This is a genomic window from Chryseobacterium sp. CBSDS_008 (assembly GCF_049959325.1).
Classification (GTDB): Bacteria; Bacteroidota; Bacteroidia; order Flavobacteriales; family Weeksellaceae; genus Chryseobacterium.
This window is the reverse complement of sequence record NZ_CP188202.1, coordinates 4,305,602-4,325,791: the sequence shown is the minus strand read 5'-3', so window position 1 is coordinate 4,325,791 and position 20,190 is coordinate 4,305,602. Positions and strand designations below refer to the sequence as shown.

General features: G+C 35.1%; 22 protein-coding genes. 2 read left to right on the top strand and 20 right to left on the bottom strand.

Going from position 1 to position 20,190, the window contains the following annotated elements; all coding sequences use genetic code 11:
- Positions 1–8: 8 nt before the first annotated feature.
- The 20 genes from ACP3T3_RS19680 to tssO form a co-directional block, all read right to left on the bottom strand.
- Positions 9–875: a lytic transglycosylase domain-containing protein gene (locus ACP3T3_RS19680; RefSeq protein ID WP_426477429.1), complete on the bottom strand. Its 867-nt coding sequence runs from the start codon at positions 873–875 to the stop codon at positions 9–11.
- Between the two features lie 63 nt (positions 876–938).
- The gene (locus tag ACP3T3_RS19675; protein WP_426477428.1) at positions 939–3,434 is read right to left on the bottom strand and encodes an ATP-dependent Clp protease ATP-binding subunit; all 2,496 of its coding nucleotides are present in this window, start codon (positions 3,432–3,434) and stop codon (positions 939–941) included.
- Positions 3,435–3,771: 337 nt separating this feature from the next.
- Positions 3,772–4,359, bottom strand: coding sequence for a hypothetical protein (locus tag ACP3T3_RS19670; protein ID WP_426477427.1), 588 nt, complete (start codon positions 4,357–4,359; stop codon positions 3,772–3,774).
- Between the two features lie 107 nt (positions 4,360–4,466).
- Positions 4,467–5,099 (bottom strand): hypothetical protein, encoded by a 633-nt coding sequence (locus tag ACP3T3_RS19665; RefSeq protein WP_426477426.1) that lies wholly within the window; start codon positions 5,097–5,099, stop codon positions 4,467–4,469.
- Positions 5,100–5,102: 3 nt separating this feature from the next.
- Positions 5,103–5,321, bottom strand: a complete 219-nt coding sequence (locus ACP3T3_RS19660) for a hypothetical protein (protein ID WP_426477425.1) — start codon at positions 5,319–5,321, stop codon at positions 5,103–5,105.
- A 170-nt stretch (positions 5,322–5,491) separates the two neighbouring features.
- Positions 5,492–6,121, bottom strand: coding sequence for a hypothetical protein (locus tag ACP3T3_RS19655; protein ID WP_426477424.1), 630 nt, complete (start codon positions 6,119–6,121; stop codon positions 5,492–5,494).
- 13 nt (positions 6,122–6,134) lie between these two features.
- Complete coding sequence (locus ACP3T3_RS19650) at positions 6,135–6,674, bottom strand: hypothetical protein (RefSeq protein ID WP_426477423.1); 540 nt, start codon at positions 6,672–6,674, stop codon at positions 6,135–6,137.
- An 87-nt stretch (positions 6,675–6,761) separates the two neighbouring features.
- The gene (locus ACP3T3_RS19645) at positions 6,762–7,385 is read right to left on the bottom strand and encodes a hypothetical protein (RefSeq protein WP_426477422.1); all 624 of its coding nucleotides are present in this window, start codon (positions 7,383–7,385) and stop codon (positions 6,762–6,764) included.
- Between the two features lie 6 nt (positions 7,386–7,391).
- Positions 7,392–7,610 carry a hypothetical protein gene (locus tag ACP3T3_RS19640; RefSeq protein WP_426477421.1) on the bottom strand — a complete coding sequence of 73 codons (219 nt, stop codon included), beginning with the start codon at positions 7,608–7,610 and terminating at the stop codon, positions 7,392–7,394.
- A 174-nt stretch (positions 7,611–7,784) separates the two neighbouring features.
- Complete coding sequence (locus tag ACP3T3_RS19635; RefSeq protein ID WP_426477420.1) at positions 7,785–8,411, bottom strand: hypothetical protein; 627 nt, start codon at positions 8,409–8,411, stop codon at positions 7,785–7,787.
- Positions 8,412–8,509: 98 nt separating this feature from the next.
- On the bottom strand, positions 8,510–8,881 hold the full coding sequence (locus ACP3T3_RS19630) for a hypothetical protein (RefSeq protein ID WP_426477419.1): 372 nt from the start codon (positions 8,879–8,881) through the stop codon (positions 8,510–8,512).
- 62 nt (positions 8,882–8,943) lie between these two features.
- Complete coding sequence (locus tag ACP3T3_RS19625; protein WP_426477418.1) at positions 8,944–9,102, bottom strand: hypothetical protein; 159 nt, start codon at positions 9,100–9,102, stop codon at positions 8,944–8,946.
- Positions 9,103–9,209: 107 nt separating this feature from the next.
- Positions 9,210–9,842: a PepSY domain-containing protein gene (locus ACP3T3_RS19620; RefSeq protein WP_426477417.1), complete on the bottom strand. Its 633-nt coding sequence runs from the start codon at positions 9,840–9,842 to the stop codon at positions 9,210–9,212.
- 3 nt (positions 9,843–9,845) lie between these two features.
- Positions 9,846–11,315 (bottom strand): hypothetical protein, encoded by a 1,470-nt coding sequence (locus ACP3T3_RS19615; RefSeq protein WP_426477416.1) that lies wholly within the window; start codon positions 11,313–11,315, stop codon positions 9,846–9,848.
- A gap of 2 nt (positions 11,316–11,317) precedes the next feature.
- Positions 11,318–13,249: a type VI secretion system Vgr family protein gene (locus tag ACP3T3_RS19610; protein WP_426477415.1), complete on the bottom strand. Its 1,932-nt coding sequence runs from the start codon at positions 13,247–13,249 to the stop codon at positions 11,318–11,320.
- Positions 13,250–13,420: 171 nt separating this feature from the next.
- Positions 13,421–13,828 (bottom strand): type VI secretion system tube protein TssD, encoded by a 408-nt coding sequence (gene tssD, locus ACP3T3_RS19605; protein ID WP_034697144.1) that lies wholly within the window; start codon positions 13,826–13,828, stop codon positions 13,421–13,423.
- A gap of 368 nt (positions 13,829–14,196) precedes the next feature.
- Positions 14,197–16,602, bottom strand: a complete 2,406-nt coding sequence (gene tssR / locus ACP3T3_RS19600) for a type VI secretion system protein TssR domain-containing protein (protein ID WP_426477414.1) — start codon at positions 16,600–16,602, stop codon at positions 14,197–14,199.
- A gap of 47 nt (positions 16,603–16,649) precedes the next feature.
- Complete coding sequence (locus ACP3T3_RS19595; RefSeq protein ID WP_426477413.1) at positions 16,650–17,561, bottom strand: PKD domain-containing protein; 912 nt, start codon at positions 17,559–17,561, stop codon at positions 16,650–16,652.
- Positions 17,562–17,610: 49 nt separating this feature from the next.
- Positions 17,611–18,135 carry a type VI secretion system transmembrane protein TssO gene (locus ACP3T3_RS19590; RefSeq protein WP_426477412.1) on the bottom strand — a complete coding sequence of 175 codons (525 nt, stop codon included), beginning with the start codon at positions 18,133–18,135 and terminating at the stop codon, positions 17,611–17,613.
- Between the two features lie 12 nt (positions 18,136–18,147).
- A complete protein-coding gene (tssO, locus tag ACP3T3_RS19585; protein WP_426477411.1) occupies positions 18,148–18,684 on the bottom strand; it encodes a type VI secretion system TssO in 537 nt (178 codons plus the stop codon).
- 179 nt (positions 18,685–18,863) lie between these two features.
- Between tssO and ACP3T3_RS19580 the strand changes: the two genes are divergently transcribed.
- Together ACP3T3_RS19580 and ACP3T3_RS19575 are read left to right on the top strand one after the other, a co-directional pair.
- Positions 18,864–19,535, top strand: coding sequence for a LuxR C-terminal-related transcriptional regulator (locus tag ACP3T3_RS19580; RefSeq protein ID WP_426477410.1), 672 nt, complete (start codon positions 18,864–18,866; stop codon positions 19,533–19,535).
- 308 nt (positions 19,536–19,843) lie between these two features.
- Positions 19,844–20,134, top strand: a complete 291-nt coding sequence (locus ACP3T3_RS19575; protein ID WP_002984212.1) for an HU family DNA-binding protein — start codon at positions 19,844–19,846, stop codon at positions 20,132–20,134.
- Positions 20,135–20,190: the final 56 nt, after the last annotated feature.

The following is a 20,190-nucleotide window of genomic DNA, read 5'->3' as shown; positions in this document are numbered from 1 at the left end:
ATGTTATTTTATTGTTGGGGCTTTCCTCCTTCTTTTATGGAGCGAACCAGTATTTTATTTTTTCTCAGCAGAAAATCAGGCATCAGGTCTACAGGAAGATAGAAAGTACTTTCACCTTTTTTCTGGAGTTCCTCTACAATGCCCGGATTCCAGGCCAGAATTTTATCTACTTCTATATTCAGTTCAGCAGCAACAACGTTCAGATTGAAACCGGCATTGATTTCTGTTTCAGAAAGAGCAGCCTGAGTTACTTTTCTGTTTCCGTCTTCAAAGAAAACCTTATTGATTCTTGAAGAATTATAGTTATTCAATACACTCTGAAGCTCTCCTGTGGCATAGCATGCGTTCAGATATTTCTTCACATGGTTGATGGTTTCCCCGGGAAGATATTTATAAAATTCATGGTATTGGGTAGAACCTGCGGCTTCCATCGCTTTGGCTATATTTCCTTCACCACAATTATAGGCGGCTACCACGGTCACCCAGTTGTTATACTTTTTATAAAGATTGCTTAAAGAAATAGCAGCTGTTTTGGTACTTTTATAAATGTCTGTACGCCCCTGCTCCGTAAGCCCATACTGGTTGGCATGCGAAGTCATAAACTGCCAGATCCCTACCGCTCCGGCTCCGGAAGTGATATTTCTGTCAAAATGAGACTCAATCAGAGCCAGGTTTCTCAAATGCTTGGGAAGCCCTTTCTGAAGGAGCAGCTGTTCTATAAATTCTACAAGATCTTTATTGGCATTAATGATCCCCTTATACTTTTTCACACTGCTTTCCGAAGTATCGGAAGCGGCAAGAAACTGTCCGTTTACAAAAACTACAGTTCCTATTAATAGTAAACCTGTAAAAATGTTTCTGACAATCGTTTTCATTTTAATTTTATTTATGAGCAAAAAGGCAAAAAGCGGTCTGCAGATTGCCTTTTTACTTAATAATTACTCTACGTTCCAGCTCAGTTTTTCTTCATCATTGTTCCAGTCTACATGGATCGTCTGCCCGGATTTTACTTCTTCTCTGACAATCATTTTAGAGATCGGCCTTGCGAGCTGTGCACGGATGACTCCAGAAATCTGTCTGGCGCCATATTTACTGCTGAATCCTCCTAATGCAAGGTTCCTTACAGCATCATCACTTATTTTTAACGCGATTCCCAATCTTGTTAATGAAGTATGAAGAGATTTCAGCTGAATATTAAAGATTCTTTCTGCAATGGATTCCGTGATCGGTGCAAAAGGAATGATCTCCGTAATTCTTGCCAGGAACTCTGGTCTGAACCGTCCGGAGTTTGACATAATCTGCATGAGTGAAGATGATTCCGGAATCTTTCCTTCCTCAAACTGTTTTACAATTTCTTCACTTCCGATATTGGAGGTAAACAGGATCAGCGCATTGCTGAAATCTCCTTCTTTACCTAATTTATCATGAACTTTCCCTTCATCCATAATCTGAAGAAACACGTCAAAAACCGAATGGTGGGCTTTTTCAATTTCATCAAATAAAACAACGGTATAAGGTTGTTGTCTGATCTTGTTCACAAGCATACCGCCTTCTTCATACCCTACATATCCAGGAGGCGCTCCATACAGTAATGCTGCAGAATGCTCTTCTTTAAATTCCGACATGTCAAAACGTACCATAGCCTTTTCATCGTTGAAAAGTAATTCTGCCATTGATTTCGCCAGCTCTGTTTTACCGGTTCCTGTAGGTCCCAGAAGGAAGAAAGACCCGATGGGCTGTCCCGGTTTATTCAATCCGCTTCGGTTTTCAACAATAGCGTCGGAAAGGATTTTTAATGCATGATCCTGTCCTACTACTCTGTTCAACAGAAGAGATTCCATGTTCAGGAGTTTTTCTTTTTCCTGAGCCTGAATTTTCCCGATTGGGATATTGGTTTTGGCAGCCATTACAGCAGCCAGCTCCAACCTGTCTACTTTTTCTCTTTTCCTTGCAGCATGCTGCAGGAGCTCTGCATAAGTATCTTCAATGATTTTCTGAATCTGGTCCACCGGCATCGAGTTATCAATTGACGGCTGCTCACTGAGTGATCCCCAAAGAATAGGGCTTATTTTATCCCTCAACAGATTGTAAGTCCAGATCAGTTCGTCTGCTTGGTCTTTACTGTCTGCATATTCTTCTTTTAAAATAGCCTCGTAGCTTTCTTTCCAGCTGTTCAGTTCTTTTTCGGAAAGCTCATCAAGCATTTTGATGGCAGCCATTGTTCTGTCTAATAAATCAATAGCTGCATCCGGCAGTTTTTTACCTTTTGCATATCTTTTCGCCAGACGTACACATTCCGGAAGGGCCGTTTTCTCCACTTCAATACCGTGGTGTTTTTTGTAGCCTTCAAGAAGTACATCAATCATTTTAACACAGGTTTTTTCATCCGGTTCATGAACGGTCAGAACTTCAAAACGACGGTTAAAAGCCTGTTCCGGCTCTATAATTTTTCTATATTCTTCCTGTGTGGTAGCGCCGATTACGGTGATTTCACCTCTGGCAAGCTCAGGTTTAAGGAGATTAGCAACGTTTCCGATGCTTCCTTTCGGGTCTAAAAGGGTATGAATTTCATCAATGAAGAGAATGGCTTTTTCAATTTTTTTACATTCATTGATTACTTTTTTCAGTCGGTCTTCAATTTCACCTTTATAGGAAGTTCCCGCCAGTAATGCTCCGGTGTCCAGTTCCAAAAGGGTACCGTTTTTAAGCATTTCAGGAACATTTCCTTTAATAATTTCAGTAGCAAAGCCTTCTACCAAAGCTGTTTTTCCTACTCCCGGCTCCCCGATGATGATCACATTCGGTTTGCTTCTGCGGCACAGAATCTCTACCAGCATTCTCAGTTCTTTATCTCTTCCGATAATATTTTCGATTTCTCCTTTTCTCGCCTGAGCAGTTCTGTCTACGCAGTAGCTTTTAATGGAGGGAAAAGAAGAGTCTGAATAGTCTGAACCATTTGAAAATAATGATGAGAAATTTCCATCTTCTGAAACAGTAAACGGAGTATCTTTCCTATACAGATTGAAGATCTCATGTTCCCTCAGCGGAAGTGATTTCAACTGCTGAAGAGAGAATACCACCTGCGGTTTTACGATGGCTGTAAGGATGCAAATCGGGGTAATCTCATCCAGTCCCAATTTTAAACGGATATCATCAGCTTCTTCAATAAGGGTATCCACGGCATCATCCTGGCCTACCTCATCCGGAAGATGGCTAGTTTTGGGATATTCTTCAATGCGGACATCTGCCCATTCATAGAAATAGCCGGGGTCTTTATCTATACTTTTCAGGAATTCATTAAGGCCGATATCTTTATGCATGAGAGCCTGCAGGATATGCGGGCCTCCGTAAGTTCCATTATAATTTTCCTTCGCTATCGACTGAGCAATGTGAAATAGTTGCTTTACTGTTTCGTTGGTTACTAGTACTCCCATTTATAATTTTCTTATATTAATATATTTGCGTTCTGTTTATTATGCAGATTTGATGGTTTTGATCTATATTTTTTATTCCTTTTACCAAGGCATAAAAAGTTGTTCTTTTGTGCAGCTAAAATTAAATATTTTATTCTAAACGAGATAAAGATAGTTAATTCTTCAATTAGAGAAGTAACAACGGTGTTTTTTTGCTCAGGTTTATTTGGGAAAGAACCAAAACAGATAAAAAAATCAAGGAAGTTTTTATTATTTTTTTATCATAGAATAAGCTATAAATTTAATTATTAGTTAATCTGATTTAGAAAAAAGTTATCCTTTTCAGAGCATTTTATTATTAACTGCTTATAAACGGAACCACTTTTTTCTCCAGCTCAGCACCTGATTGACCATCTAAAACAACTTTCTGAATATCTCCATCCGGGATAAGATATTCTATTATCCAGACTTTTTTACCATTAAGAACATCTTTTCTAACCCGGGTATAAAACCCGGATTCATGATACCCTTTTGGAAGCTCGATTTTATTCTTTTCACAATACTTTACTATCTTTTCAGGAGTAAAACGATACCCTTCATCTGTATTTTCTTCTTTTATAAGCTTACCTGATTCATCAAAATAATACCAGATACCAATTGGAGAACCTTCATTGAAAGCTATTCCTTTATTTTTAATATTTCTGGAAGGATAGTAATTTTTAACTATCATAAAATAGCTATCCTTATGATATTCCGTAAAACTAGAGCCAATTTTAGCAGAAATAAACGTTATTATTTTGTTATCATTAATAATAATATCTTTCAGCCCTTCTGTATTGATTATTTCAAATTCATTACTCATTTTTGGAATCATTGTCTCTTGTAATTCCTGAGATTGGAATTGAGTAAAAAAGCCCAACCCAACTAATATTATTATTTTATTCATAATATTCTTTTTGTAGATTGATTGTTTTTTTCCATTGCCAATAATACAGTGTGGTATGCTAATGACATTCAAAATGTAATTCCCGCTGTTGGTTCATAACTAAAAAATCAATTGTTTATAAATTCTGACTCTCTTCTTGAAATTACTTTACCGGAAATACCATCCAAAATTATATTTTCAACACGATTTGACTTCTTTAACCATTCTATTTCCCAAATAGGTTTTTCATTTTCTATTCTTCTTAAAATTATAGTATGAAAACCTGTACTTTGTAATACCGGACCTTTTGTAACGGGAATAACTTCTTTTTCACAGAATTTTAAAATATCTTCAAATGTATATTTGTAAGGCTTATCATAATCAACCTCTTTAATCAGCTTTCCATTTTCATCAAAACCATACCAAATTCCTTTTTGAAAAGGAGCTCCCCAAGGAACATTAAACATGATACCTTTATATTTTATATTTCCACTGGTGTAATACGATTTAGATATCATAAAATAAGAATCTTTATATGATTCGGTATAATATTTACCAGAGTTTGCCATACTCATTTCAATATAGTTTCCATTAGGCAGAAACTCTCTTACAACATCAGTTTCTTTTTTTGTTGATTTACTAAATTTGTCTATATCAAACTTTTCAAATTTGTTATCTATTGTAGGAATTATCATATTTCTTTTTTGAGATTTACATGAAAAAAGTATCAATAAGCTGAATAATAAAAATATTTTTTTCATAATTTATTTGGTATTTGTATTAGCTATCATCCACTGCCATTTCCAAAGGTTATAACGTGTTTCAGGAATGTGATGAGAATAATCCATAATATTTTCTGTTTTAGCATATTCATAAGTAAACTGCGCCTTTGCATCGGCTTCTGAATTAGTAAAACTGTGAGGTAATGCAAAGCTATGAAGAAACTCATGTGCAGCAGTTTGGACATTTTTACTTTTGAACATGAGAATATAGTTGCTCCGGGAGCTGAATACCCTGATACATGCCTTAACCTGAATTATAACCTTCTTCTGCAAAATAGAAAGCTTAAAATGCTTATTGTATTTACTTGATTTATCTTCTGGTATTAATGATTTCTGATAATCTTATAAAGAGCAAGGCTATAAATCATTAACTAACTGCTTACAAACTGAACCATTTTTCTCTCCAGCTCTGCACCTGATTGACCATCTAAAACAACCTTTTGAATATCTCCATCCGGGATAAGATATTCTATTATCCAGACTTTTTTACCATTAAGAACATCTTTTCTAACCCGGGTATAAAACCCGGATTCATGATACCCTTTTGGAAGCTCGATTTTATTCTTTTCACAATACTTCACTATCTTTTCAGGAGTAAAACGATACCCTTCATCTGTATTTTCTTCTTTTATAAGCTTACCTGATTCATCAAAATAATACCAGATACCAATTGGAGAACCTTCATTGAAGAGTAATCCTTTTTCTTTTAAATTATAATTATTATAAAATTTCTTTATAAGAACAAATTGATTTTCCTTATAAAATAGTCTATTAATAAAACCATAACTCTGTTTCTGTAATTGCTGAATACCGTCAGCACTTTTTAATAAAATAAATGATTCATCTGAGTTTATATTCTCATTGAAAGTTTTAATATCAAATTTTTCAAATTTATTGTCTATTTTGGGTATCATTTTATTTTGTAATTCCTGCGATTGAAATCGAGTAAACAGACCCAACAAGAATACTATAAATAGTTTTTCTATACTTATATCACTCATATATTATCATATATTATGGGTTATAAAATGGTACTGTTTTCTTTTGAAGCTCTTTTCCTGTTTTACTATCCAAAATGATTTCTTCTATCCTGTCACCTGCAATCTGATGAGAAATCCTCCATACTTTTTTACCTTCGAAATCCTGTTTTAATACTCTAGCCTGGTAACCAGAATCATGGTAGCCTTTGGGCAGCTCAATTTTATTCTTTTCGCAGTATACAATAATATTTTCAGGTTTAAAATCGTAGCCTTCATCCGTGTTTTCTTCTTTGATGAGCTTACCAGATTCATCATAGTAGAACCATATACCTATTTCAGTACCATTATTGAACGTAATTCCTTTTTCCTTAATTTTTCCAGTCGGGTAATATAGGACAGTATGACAAAAAATCTCATCTTTCTTGTATATCTGTTTTATAAATCCATACGATTGCTTATCCTCTACAACAGTAGCATTATTAGACTTTACAATCAAGGTTCCTCTTACTGATTTCTTTTGGAAATTTTCAATATCAAATTTTTCAAAACTATTATATACAGTTGGTATGTTCATATTTTCATTCTGAGATTTGCATGAACAAATTATCAACAAACTCAGCGATAAAAACAGCATTTTGCGAAACATGGATATAATGAAAACTTAATTATTAATATATTTTGCTTCTTTTCTAGAAATTACTTTATCAGAAATTCCATCTACAATTATCGTTTCTACAACATCAGGTTTCTTTAACCACTCAATCTCCCAAATAGGTTGTTGATTTTCAGCACTGCGTCTAATCATGGTATGAAACCCAGTACTTTGTATGACAGGACCTTTGGTAAGTGGGATATTTTCTTTTACACAAAACTTTACAATATCCTCAAAAGTGAATTTAAAAGGTTGGTCATAATCTGTTTTTTTAATAAGTTTTCCACTTTCATCAAATTCATACCAAATTCCTTTTTGGAATGCATCTCCATTGAACCCCATGCCTTTTGATTTGATATTACCATTTTTATAATATGCTTTATAGAGTTGTGAGTAGCTGTCTTTAAATGTTTCAATATAATATATTTTATCATTTGTTTTAGTAATGTTCAAATAATTACCGTTATCTAAAAAGAGTTTTACGTCTCCTAAACTATTCTTGGGATATTTATTCATGACAGAAAAGTCAAACTTTTCAAAACTATTATCTACAGTTGGTATGTTCATATTTTTATTTTGAGATTTACAAGAAATTAAGAATAAAAAACTGAGGAATAAAAATAACTTTTTCATTATTGTTTATTTTGTGTTGTTATTAGCTATTACCCACTGCCATTTCCAAAGGTTATAACGTGTTTCAGGAATGTGATGAGAATAATCCATAATATTTTCTGTTTTAGCATATTCATAAGTAAACTGCGCCTTGGCATCTGCTTCTGAGTTGGTAAAACTGTGAGGTAATGCAAAGCTATGAAGAAACTCATGTGCAGCAGTTTGGACATTTTTACTTTTGAACATGAGAATATAGTTGCTCCGGGAGCTGAATACCCTGATACATGCCTTAACCTGAATTATAACCTTCTTATGCAAAATAGAAAGCTTAAAATGCTTATTGTATTTACTTGATTTATCTTCTGGTATTAATGATTTCTGATAATCTTATAAAGAGCAAGGCTATATATAAATCATTAACTAACTGCTTACAAACGGAACCATTTTTCTCTCCAGCTCTGCACCTGATTGACCATCTAAAACAACTTTCTGAATATCTCCATCCGGGATAAGATATTCTATTATCCAGACTTTTTTACCATTAAGAACATCTTTTCTAACCCGGGTATAAAACCCGGATTCATGATACCCTTTTGGAAGTTCGATTTTATTCTTTTCACAATACTTCACTATCTTTTCAGGAGTAAAACGATACCCTTCATCTGTATTTTCTTCCTTAGTAAGTTTGCCTGATCCATCAAAATAATACCAGATGCCAATTGGAGAACCTTCATTAAAAAGTAGTCCTTTTTTTTCTACTCCACCACTTTCATAAAAAAATTTAGCTATTTTGAAATAAGATGATTTTACATATTCTAATTCTCTATATCCAGGGGATTGAAAATCTTGTATAAAAATATGATCTCCTTTATCAAGTCTAAAGTATCCTCTTACTGAAATATCATTAAATTTTTTAACATCAAATTTTTCAAATTTATTGTCTATTTTAGGTATCATTGTTTCTTGCAATTCCTGAGATCGGCATTGTAGAAAAATACCCAACAAGAATACTACAAATAATTTTTCTATAAATCTTTTATCAATCATATAATTATGGGTTATAAAATGGTATGGTCTTCTTTTGTAATCTTTCTGGTAATTAAAGATTTATGATAAACCTGTAAAGAGCCACACTATAACATTGGCTAACTGCTTACAAACGGAACCATTTTTCTCTCCAGCTCTGCACCTGATTGACCATCTAAAACAACCTTTTGAATATCTCCATCCGGGATAAGATATTCTATTATCCAGACTTTTTTACCATTAAGAACATCTTTTCTAACCCGGGTATAAAACCCGGATTCATGATACCCTTTTGGAAGTTCGATTTTATTCTTTTCACAATACTTTACTATCTTTTCAGGAGTAAAACGATACCCTTCATCTGTATTTTCTTCTTTTATAAGCTTGCCTGATCCATCAAAATAATACCAGATGCCAATTGGAGAACCTTCATTGAAAGCTATTCCTTTATTTTTAATATTTCTGGAAGGATAGTAATTTTTAACTATCATAAAATAGCTATCCTTATGATATTCCGTAAAACCAGAGCCAATTTTAGCAGAAATAAACGTTATTATTTTGTTATCATTAATAATAATATCTTTTCTTTCAGCCCTTCTGTATTGATTATTTCAAATTCATTACTCATTTTTGGAATCATTGTCTCTTGTAATTCCTGAGATTGGAATTGAGTAAAAAGGCCCAACCCAACTAATATTATTATTTTATTCATAATATTCTTTTTGTAGATTGATTGTTTTTTTCCATTGCCAATAATACAGTGTGGTATGCTAATGACATTCAAAATGTAATTCCCGCTGTTGGTTCATAACTAAAAAATCAATTGTTTATAAATTCTGACTCTCTTCTTGAAATTACTTTACCGGAAATACCATCCAAAATTATATTTTCAACACGATTTGACTTCTTTAACCATTCTATTTCCCAAATAGGTTTTTCATTTTCTATTCTTCTTGAAATTATAGTATGAAAACCTGTACTTTGTAATACCGGACCTTTTGTAACGGGAATAACTTCTTTTTCACAGAATTTTAAAATATCTTCAAATGTATATTTGTAAGGCTTATCATAATCAACCTCTTTAATCAGCTTTCCATTTTCATCAAAACCATACCAAATTCCTTTTTGAAAAGGAGCTCCCCAAGGAACATTAAACATGATACCTTTATATTTTATATTTCCACTGGTGTAATACGATTTAGATATCATAAAATAAGAATCTTTATATGATTCGGTATAATATTTACCAGAGTTTGCCATACTCATTTCAATATAGTTTCCATTAGGCAGAAACTCTCTTACAACATCAGTTTCTTTTTTTGTTGATTTACTAAATTTGTCTATATCAAACTTTTCAAATTTGTTATCTATTGTAGGAATTATCATATTTCTTTTTTGAGATTTACATGAAAAAAGTATCAATAAGCTGAATAATAAAAATATTTTTTTCATAATTTATTTGGTATTTGTATTAGCTATCATCCACTGCCATTTCCAAAGGTTATAACGTGTTTCAGGAATGTGATGAGAATAATCCATAATATTTTCTGTTTTAGCATATTCATAAGTAAACTGCGCCTTTGCATCGGCTTCTGAATTAGTAAAACTGTGAGGTAATGCAAAGCTATGAAGAAATTCGTGAGCTGCTGTTTGATTATTTTTTGTTGGAAATAGTACCACAAACCTGCCATTACTATATCCATTGAGTGCAATTACATGATTAGAGGCATCTACAAATCCCCCGCTTTCTCCGAGATAAATAGCAATGTAATGATTATCATATTTTGTTTCAGAAATTTTATTATTTTTCAACTGTGTTTTCAATTTATCGTATATATAATTTTGAAGAGTAACAAACCCCGATGGAGCATTACCTGATGGTTGATAGTAAGCAGCAATTTTACCTCCAATGACATACTTACCACCTGCTTTAAAATGGGAATCTGTAGATACATCTATAGTTTCCATTTCTACATCTGCTTCTATCAACGCCTGGCGTAAATAATTTTCAAACAATTCTTTCTGTCCAACAGAATTACCTGTTTTTGAAGTAGCTCCGGGTGTGAGCTCGGGGGTCTTTAATTCAATAATTAAAAACTTAGTTTTTTTCCTTTTGGCAGCATGATTTGCCCAAACCTTTAATCTCCCGGCGACTTCAGAGGTTTCAATACCCGCATTGTCTTTTTTTACTGCGATAACTTCTATAACCTGATCATTTGAAAACTCCTCCAAACATTCTATGGTTACAAAATCTTTAAGATTGTGTTTCCCTTTGGTTTTAGGTGAAATTTCCATAGGAGAAATTTTGAAAAATTTATTTTCTTTAAATTTTAAAATGTTCGGTTCTTCATCTACTTCAATATTAAGGCTTAAAACAGCTTTGGTATTTTTAAAATTAGATGCAGTAATCTGGTTTGTTTTACTATCTTTTATTTGGGACGGGTAAAGTGATAACCAGGAACAATAATAATTTTCAAGAGTACCATCTGCTTTTTTCTTCCACGGAATACTGTAAACCCCATATATTTGCTTAAGTTTAGAATATAAGACAGGCGCCTTTTTAAAGCTCCCATCATATTCATTGATATTCCTTTCCAATGTTGTATAAGTAGCATCCGTATATTGCTTTGCTATAATATTTTCATAATTAACATCACCAAAATTAGAGGTCTCCCCCAATCTCATCCAGTCAAAACCATAATCTTCTCCCTGCCAGCCATTTTTACTGCGAAAGTGAACAATACATTTTGCTTTTATTTCAGGAGGAGGAGGATCGCTTGGCATATTATGACTCACTCCTTTGGCATCACCCTTTTCAGAAATCCATTTCATGGCACGTGAAATAATACTCTCCTGGGAGTACATGTTGTGATCTTCCTGAGAGATTTTAGTATAAGTACCTTTTACAATTCTCGTTCTGCTCATGGCTAATGTGCTTTAGATTTCTCACCACTATTATTCTGAACTTCCTGTTGGGCATGTTTATTAATGGAAGCATTGGAAGTAATGTTAATTTCCTTTTCGGAAATCTCATTTCTTTCCTTCTTTGTTTCGCTGTGCACGTCTCCTTCAATAATCTCAGTAAGTTTACCCGTAATGAATGTGCTTACATTTCCGATGACCGAAGTAAGTTTCATAGCGCCTACTGTCTCGGTATTATTTAATCCGATACTGTCTGCTTTATTCATCCCCACCGTTGTTGTCATGTTCTCCCCTACATTGATGTTCATATTCCTGCAGTTGAGAGTCATGGTTTCCGGTGCTGTAATATTGATATTGCTTCCTGTAGTATCCAGATGGATCTCATTACCGCTTTTATCTGTAATAATGATACTTTCATCTTCTGTAAAAACGATTCTGTGTCCGCTTCTCGTCTGAATAGATTTTACCCGGTTGTCTGCTCCACCGCCAAGGCCTATTCCTCCATGGAACATTCCTCCCATTACAAATGGCCTGTCCGGGTGGCTGTGTACGAAATTAACCATTACCTGGTCCCCTACTTCCGGAATGGCTACATATCCACGGTTTTGGGTGATCTGATCTGTACCTCCGGCATCCGGACTCATTACCCTTACAAAATGCGTGGTATCATTCATTTGCCAGTCGAATCTCACCTGAACTCTTCCCTGACCTTCGGGATCTGTATTGGAAATTACCGTTGCAATCTGCGGCTGTGCGGCGGGTACGGTAAATGCAGGTTTAGGTAAGAAACCTGTATCTGCAGCTATAGCCTCGAAAGTACCTGAGTAATGCCCTATGGTATCAATTTCGTGAACAGCTTCAGTCACCATCACCTTTGTAAAATAGGAAGTTTCATTGCTATCCGGTTTTCTCATATGAATATCTGCAATGCATCCCGGATGCAAAAAAGGAACAGTGGTAGACCCTGATACCGAAAATACATTAACGGCTTCACTTCCTGCGGTACTTCTTTGGGAATGTTCTACATCCAGATGGGTTGTTGCCTTAATGGGAGCAACCTGCAGTGCCGGAGTTTTATATATTTTATCGTTATGGCTGTATGCCGTACGGGCAAGATCACTTATATGACTTACCGGAGTTTCCCCGGAAGTCAGTTTTTCATGTTTACTGCTGTTATAACCGTAATACTGAGGTTTTGTATGAACCGCTTTTAATTCTACTTTAATATTATCTGCATTGCTTCCATAGAGCAGTTTTATGGGTTTATTCTGTGGCGGAAGTTTTCCGAAGTGCAATACCTCACCATCATAATAGAATTGTTCTCCATAGGCTTCTGCCATTCTCGCCAGATAGTTGTAATGGGTTTCGTTGTATTGGCTGCTGTAAATGATCTGAGAGTAGTCATTGGTATCAATTCTGATATCGAATCGCTCTTTATCAATTCCCTGTTTGATTACTTCTTCAGCGATAATTCCCATATTAACAGGTTTTTCGCCCCCAAAACTCTGAATATGAGGAGCTCCGTCCAGTAAAATTGTAGGACTGTATCCGGAAAGCACAATATTTCCCAGGCTCATTTTTTCCTGGCTGAATCCTACTTTGGTAATGATACCAACGAAATTTCTTTCGGGGCTTTTCTCGATGTCTTTGTATGAAATAACAGCTGTAAGGCGCTTTCCAAGAAATTTATTAGCTTCTTCAAGGGTATGGCTTTGTCTGTCTCCCAGTGCATCATGAGCAAGGATAAGAGTAAATTCGTGGTGGTGACCTGCTTTTTGTTTAAGCGTGAGATGTTTATAGTACTTAATAATTTTGCCTTCTACAACCAGTGATAATTTAACCAGCCGGTTGATTCCTGCATGATGATTCTCAGATATTCCGTCTGCATTCTGTGACGGGCGGAATGAAGATCCTTTTGTCTTTGAGTCAGTTTTCATATGCTTTGTGTTTGTGTTGAGTATTAAAGATAACAATATTTTACATAACAGACATTATATAAGTATGTTGTAGAACAAAAACATGTTGAATAAGTTTTTATCCAGGCAAAAAAAGACCGCCTTAAATAGGGACAGTCTTTTTCTTATGAATGTTGATAATGTGTGTAAAAATTAGCTGGATGGCCATAACCCTGCATATTGAGAGGTACCATAGTCAATTGTTTCAGCACTTATTACGAAGCTGATCAGCATACTGTTGCTGTCTATTGCATCAAAATCAACCTGATGCTGGATTACATATCCATTTTGCCAGTTTAAGGTAATTAATGTTCCTTCTTCATGAGATTTGTTGAATGTAATCTCTCCTACAGTCGGCTTGTATTTACCATTTAATAAGCTTTCAAGGATGTCTGACTTTTCAGTAGCTTCTACTGTCACCTTGATTAATGCGTTGGAAGGATCTGATGCTACACGCCCTGACACGTCTGTAGATCTGGATACGCTGTAGTTCATTTTTAACAGCTTCTGTCCTTCACCATTGTTGAATTTTAAGATTCCTCTCGAATTTCTTTCGGCCATGATTAGTAAATTTAATCGTTAGTAATATTTTGTGATTCAGTGATTGTGTAGCAAATATAGAGGCTCTTTTCCGCTAAAAAAAACTTTTGGATATAAATCTGAGAAATTGTAGTAGTTCTACGATTTGTTGTCGTAATTCTACGACAATAGATTTAAGCACCATTCCACAACAACCATTAATACAAGGTTTTACATTATATCTCACTTTTTAGATAAAAAATAATTTTGCACAGTAAAGAGAATTAATGAAAAGATTCAGGATCTAAAGTGTAAGATTTAAAGTTTAAAGCATAACTGTAAAGCTTTAGTTTAAAAAATAAAAAAGCAGAAGTATGACTTCTGCTTTTGATATAATGAAAATAAATTTCTTAGTGCTTCGTATATTCCGGCTGTTCTGTTGGAATTCTTGTAGGGGTAAAGTATTCATTAAGCCAGTAGAAAGTCTGTCCGTTCTGCTGAATTTTTACAGCAGGATTATTTCTGTTAGCAAGCATTCTGTCTGCTAGGTTTTTATAATGAGAGAAATAATTCTTTACAGTCTCACCAGGAACGACTTTAGATTTTTTCCAGCCTTTCAGCTTATACTTGGCCATTAATTCTTCTTCAGAAAGATCAAATCCTGTACTCATTCCGATAGCGTAAGACATTGGCAGCTCGTAAAGCGCTCCTTTATCCAGGAATTTTATAGTAGGATTATATTTCTTCAGCAGCTTCACATATTCTTTCACAGCTTTTGCCTGGTTAAAGTCTGCACGGTCAGCCTGAGTATTTCTGTATACTTCGGTATAGAAAGCTTTTAAGTTATCGTATTCCGATTCAGAAATAAGGATTCCTTTTTCTATTGCCGGGGTAAAATCTTTCAGATCTTTTGGAATATATCCTTTTACCAGGAATGGGCTTCCATAGTTGATCAGCTGTGCAGCAATTCCTGCAGAAACGGGATTGGTAAGCCCCGGATACAGGTATTTATATTTTAAATCCACATCTGTTCTTCCTGCCCCTACTGATGAATGGAAGTATTCATTCAGCGATTTATCTATAGTCTGATTATCTAAAGTTACCTGAGCAATAAGACTGTCAACAGACTTTTTCAGGAATCCGGGAGTGGTAATATCTCCTTTTTTAGGAAAGATAACGAATCCCTGAGACATACTCTGTTTAGGATAAGCTAAAGAGAAGAATCCGGTATCACCTTCTACCAGGCTGAAATTATTCTTGGTAAGAACGTCATACTGATTGATGATCTTTTGCTTTTTAAGTTCAGCAATATTTTTCGCTGTGTTGGTGACCACATTTTCTGCCATCAATACAAAATCATTGTAGTTATCGGAGGATCTTGCATTGGTCTGGAACATAATCAATCTTGCCTGGGCCTGTGTCAATGAGCTGATTACACTGTACATATTTCCGCTTTGGCTGGCAGAAGTTCCTACTGTTACAACAATATTGGTTTCATCAGGAACATTGGAAAGAAGATTTCCTGCAGCAGTAAGCGCTTCTCCTACCGGCTGATAACCGTTATTGCTTGCACAGTTCATTTCATTTGTTTTCTGATCAATAAATGAAGAGATCTTACTGTAATCTGTACTCAGGCTGGATACGGAAACATTATCTCCGCAAGGATTGTTCTTATATAAAACCGCCCCATATTTAACATTGCTAAAATAGGATGGTTTTTCAAATCTGAGCTGAAGATCCTGCAGTAATGATTTTACAATAGGTGCATACGGTGCATTGGAAGCACTTACGTCTAATGCGAAAACAATATTGATATTTTTATCTTTTTCTGTGATCTCCCTGTAACGGTCAAAATAGATAGGCTCACCCAGTACATTGGATACAAAGTTTTTACTGTAATCTAAAATATTGGTGAAGTATTTTGTTTTGGAATCAGGCGTTGGGGTTTCTTCTAAGGGAAGATTTATCGGGAAAATATTTTCCAGCGGCGTTCTCTTGTTCACATCTGTAAGAAGAACAGCTGTTTTATTGTCCGCATCTGAAGCAGATCCGCCGGGATGCCCTTCATGGATTCCCAGCGTTGTATCGGTAATCCCTGTTGTATTTTTAAGCTTGATTGCAGAACGTTCTCCCCAGGTAGAAATAACATTTGAGCTTACCCATCCGTAAAGTCCCTTGTTGATACTGTCCATATCCACCGAAGGTTTTTTACCCACCAGGAAACGTTTGTTATTTTCAGCCATTTTGTATACATATACAATCTGTCCGTTGGGAATTTTTACATCAGCTGTTTCAATAAGACTTGGTGAGTTAAACACCATAATAGAGTCATTCTTGTAGTACCTTTCCGCATTTCGGATTACTTCGCTGTTGTTGGGTACTACGGCAACTCTTACAGGATACCCTGTTTTTTCGCTTTTGAGAGCATTATTCCACAGAAGGAGGTCGGATTCCTGGATCCAGCCGTAAGTTTTGACTGATTTTGGAGAAACTTTTTTCATTAAAGCATCGGGAACATACTCCGCTACTTTTACCATTCCGTCTCTATGTTTTAAAACCATTAAAGGTTCAAGGAATTTTACTTCTTTGTACGACTTCTCATCATCTTTATCCAAATAAGCCGTATTTCTTGATCGGTCTGAAATAACGATCCATGGAACTGATTTTTTTGGATAACCGTTAACGACAGGGGAAGCATCCACCTGCCCATACTGTGAAGGTTCCGGGGTTTTTTTTGACGGCAGTTTTACCTGGCAACTCGTCAATAATACTGATAACCCTATATAATATGCTGCTAGAGGAAATTTATTTTTCATCCTATTTAATCTTTTTATGATTGGCACATCCGTAAGACCGGACGAAATTATTTGCTTTGATTGATATCTACTTTAGTTACACAGTTCTGTGTGTCATCCAGGTTTACTTTTACAGTCTGGATCACCGTATTTTTGTCAAACTGAAGGCCTGCACAATACATGTAGAAGTTATTTACTTTACTGTCATTTACTTTTACAACTGTATTTTCGTTGTTACACAGATAAGTTTTCAACAGGTAATTGTAATGCATATTGAAACTGTTTCCGTTAGCAATCTGCTGCAGGTGATATTTAAAATCGCTGTCTACTTTTGCATAAGAGTCTTCTACCGAAACTTCATCTTCTGCAAGAGCGTCATAAGCAGGAAGAATTTTAATCCGGTGATAGATAGGATCCTGGCTTTCTTCTGTATAAAGCGTTACCAGATAATCTCCGGGTTTTTTATAGGAGTAGATGGTAAATTTATCCTTCGCATCTGTATTTCCTGACTCACCGAATTTCCATGCAAACTGTTTTGCATCAGAAACAGCCCGGAAAGTTACATTCTCATTTTGCATAGCCTGCGAAACGGCTTCGATAGTCGTTTTGAACTTTGCAGTATCTTTTGGTTTCTGAACGCTTCTTGCGCCTACCATTACAGGGAAAGATTTCGTGTACTTATTGTCAACGATCAAACTCACCTGATAATATCCCGGTTTATTATAGAAGTGAATACCACTGTTTTTATCTGAAGTTGTCCCGTCACCGAAATTCCATCTTTTGGTTTTGGCAAACTGGGTTTTATCTTCGAATAAAAGCGTGTCTCCTACCGCCAGTGAAGACGGATAAACTACCCCAACAATATCATCCGCTGAATGTATTACCTTTTTCTGCAGCCACAGAGCAACCAATGCTGCGATCAGCAACGTTGCAATAACACCGATAATAATGTTTTTCTTGTTCTTTTGAAAATAATTCATAGTTAGTAATTGTGATGTGTTTTATTTAAAGTTCCTAGTATTTATTTGCTTACTGCATTCTTGCTTTCAGATCCTGCTCACGCTGATAGAGCTTATTTTGCTTATCTTTAAATCCGATTCTGCACTCATCTACCTGCTTCTGGAAAATTTTGATGTCTTCAGAGGTTGTTGAAATGACTTTTTTATCATCAAAGTACATTTTATAGAATTTCGCGATCTGCGGATAGGCATCTTTACGGATATCCACAACGTCAGTACCGCTGAAATAGCTGTTAAGGTCATTAACTCCCAGCTGGATATTGTTTTCAATAAAAGGCTGTGGTCCGTCGTCGGTAAGTTTGGTGATCATGGTATACGTACTGTCCATGATGGGGAGAACAACTTTCTGGTGCTGTTCAAATGCGGCTTTTTGCTCAAGATTCTGAATACCTCTTACATCTTCGTCAGAAAAGGGAGATACAAATCCTTTTAAAAAGATTACGCCCAAAAATAACATAGCAGTCAATAGCATCAGTATTAAATAAAAAAACTGATAATGCCTTTCTTTCTTAGATAATGTGATTTGTCCTTGCATATCTTTTCTTTTTTATCTTCTTCGTCTACTTCCTGTAAAATTTCTTGTAGGGTCTTTTCTGAGCTCGTTATTGGTCACTTTTATCTTGCCCATGCATTCATCAAGATCCCTTATAACGGTTTTCTTCTGATATTCCAATTCTGTGATCTTAGCTTTTAAATTCATCATAGGTACAATCTGCTTCATCAGTACAGCATAATGTTTAAAGCTCTGCGCACTGTCTTTACCCATAATATTCTGGGCATCTCTCACATTATCCATAATACTGGTTCTGAGAAACACCTCATTATCCACCTTATTGATACTAAGCTGGTTCATTTTGTCGTAAATATCATCAATGTGATCTCTCAGCACGTCACTTCGGAGCATCAGTTCTTTATAGGCTTCGGCTTCCCGGCTAATTCCTTCACGCTGTATATCATAACTCTTAAAGAAGAGAAATAAGCAGGTAAAAGATACAGCCGATAAAACGGCAAATGACAGAATAAACTTCCAAATGCCCGTTCTGACGTCAGATTTGTTTAATTTTTTTTCCCTGTTAGAAGACATAATTTGCGATTTGTTTGGCCTGTGAAAATATAAAAAAAAAATTTTATGCACAATACGTAATTTCCCCAAGTCCGTTTCGTGAAAACCCTGATTAAATTAATATTAATTTTCACTTTGATAAGTTTTTCATAAATTAGACCTCTAAATTTTAAATATCATTCGCCAAATCGATATTAAGAATGAGCAAAATATTATCTAATACCGTACGTTTTTCCATTGCTGACAGTGATTTTTATTTTAAGAAAATAATGATCAAAACACTTATGGAAAACCCTTTCTATATGCTTCTGAATGATTGCAACAATGGACATGAGCTGGTAAACAGAATCTACAGAAGACAGGAAGATGTGTTCATTATTGAACTCTTTATGCCGGTATTAAGTGGAATTGAAGCCATCAAGTATATCAGAAAAAACAATAGTGAAACTCCTATTGTTACCTATTCCGGCACTTATCAGGAAGATATGGCAGAAATTCTTTCAAAGATTCCTAATATATTCTACTGCCAGAAAAAAAGCACTATTATAAAGGATATTATTAAAGGGAGTATTGCTTCCGAAGATTTCGACTATCAGGCTTATTCCAAAGAATGGGAACAGCAGCCGCTTGCCGTACAGGAATATATGGACAGGCAGAAGAAGGGGCAGGAAGAGCTTTCCTCATCTGAAATACAGCTCATGAGGTTCTGCTATGAAGGATTCAGCAATAAAGAAATTGCAGAAAAACTTAATCTGAGTACCAGAACTATTGACACGTATATCAACCGGCTTACAGAAAAGCTGGGACTGAAAACCAAACTTCATCTTATACGATTCTGCGTAGAAAACGGATATTATAATTCCAGTTTATAAAAAACTGATTTCAGTAAAAAAAAAAATTGAATTCCGGTTAACAGTAAGAACAGATAGGGCTTTATCAAAATAGCACATTGAGGATGATAAACCCCTCCAGAGCCTGTTATAATCAGCATTTATTAAATTTTGTTCATCAGGTTTCGGCAGCTTTATCCGCTTATATTATTTTATTGTTAAATTATCGCAACCCTGCCTTAATATAAAAATTCCAACTCTTTGAATAAAAATATTTTGCCACTAATTTGCTAGTATTCAATTTTTTTAACTAAATTTGCACACCTAAAATTTAAAATTAAAATAAGGAAATGACAAAGGCAGAATTGGTAAACACCATCTCAAATAAGTTGGGAACAGAAAAGAATGAAACACAGAAAGTTGTAGAAGCTTTTATGCAGGAGATCAGGACTTCTATGTATAATGGGGATAATGTTTATCTAAGAGGTTTTGGATCTTTTATCATTAAAACAAGAGCTGCTAAAACAGGAAGAAATATTTCTAAAAACACTGCAATTGAGATTCCTGCTCATAACATTCCTGCTTTCAAACCTTCAAAATCTTTTGTAGAGAAAGTAAAAACTAAAGTTGCAGTAAAATAAGAACATTAACTGAATATTAACTAGTTATTAAAAAATTAAAATTATGCCAAGCGGAA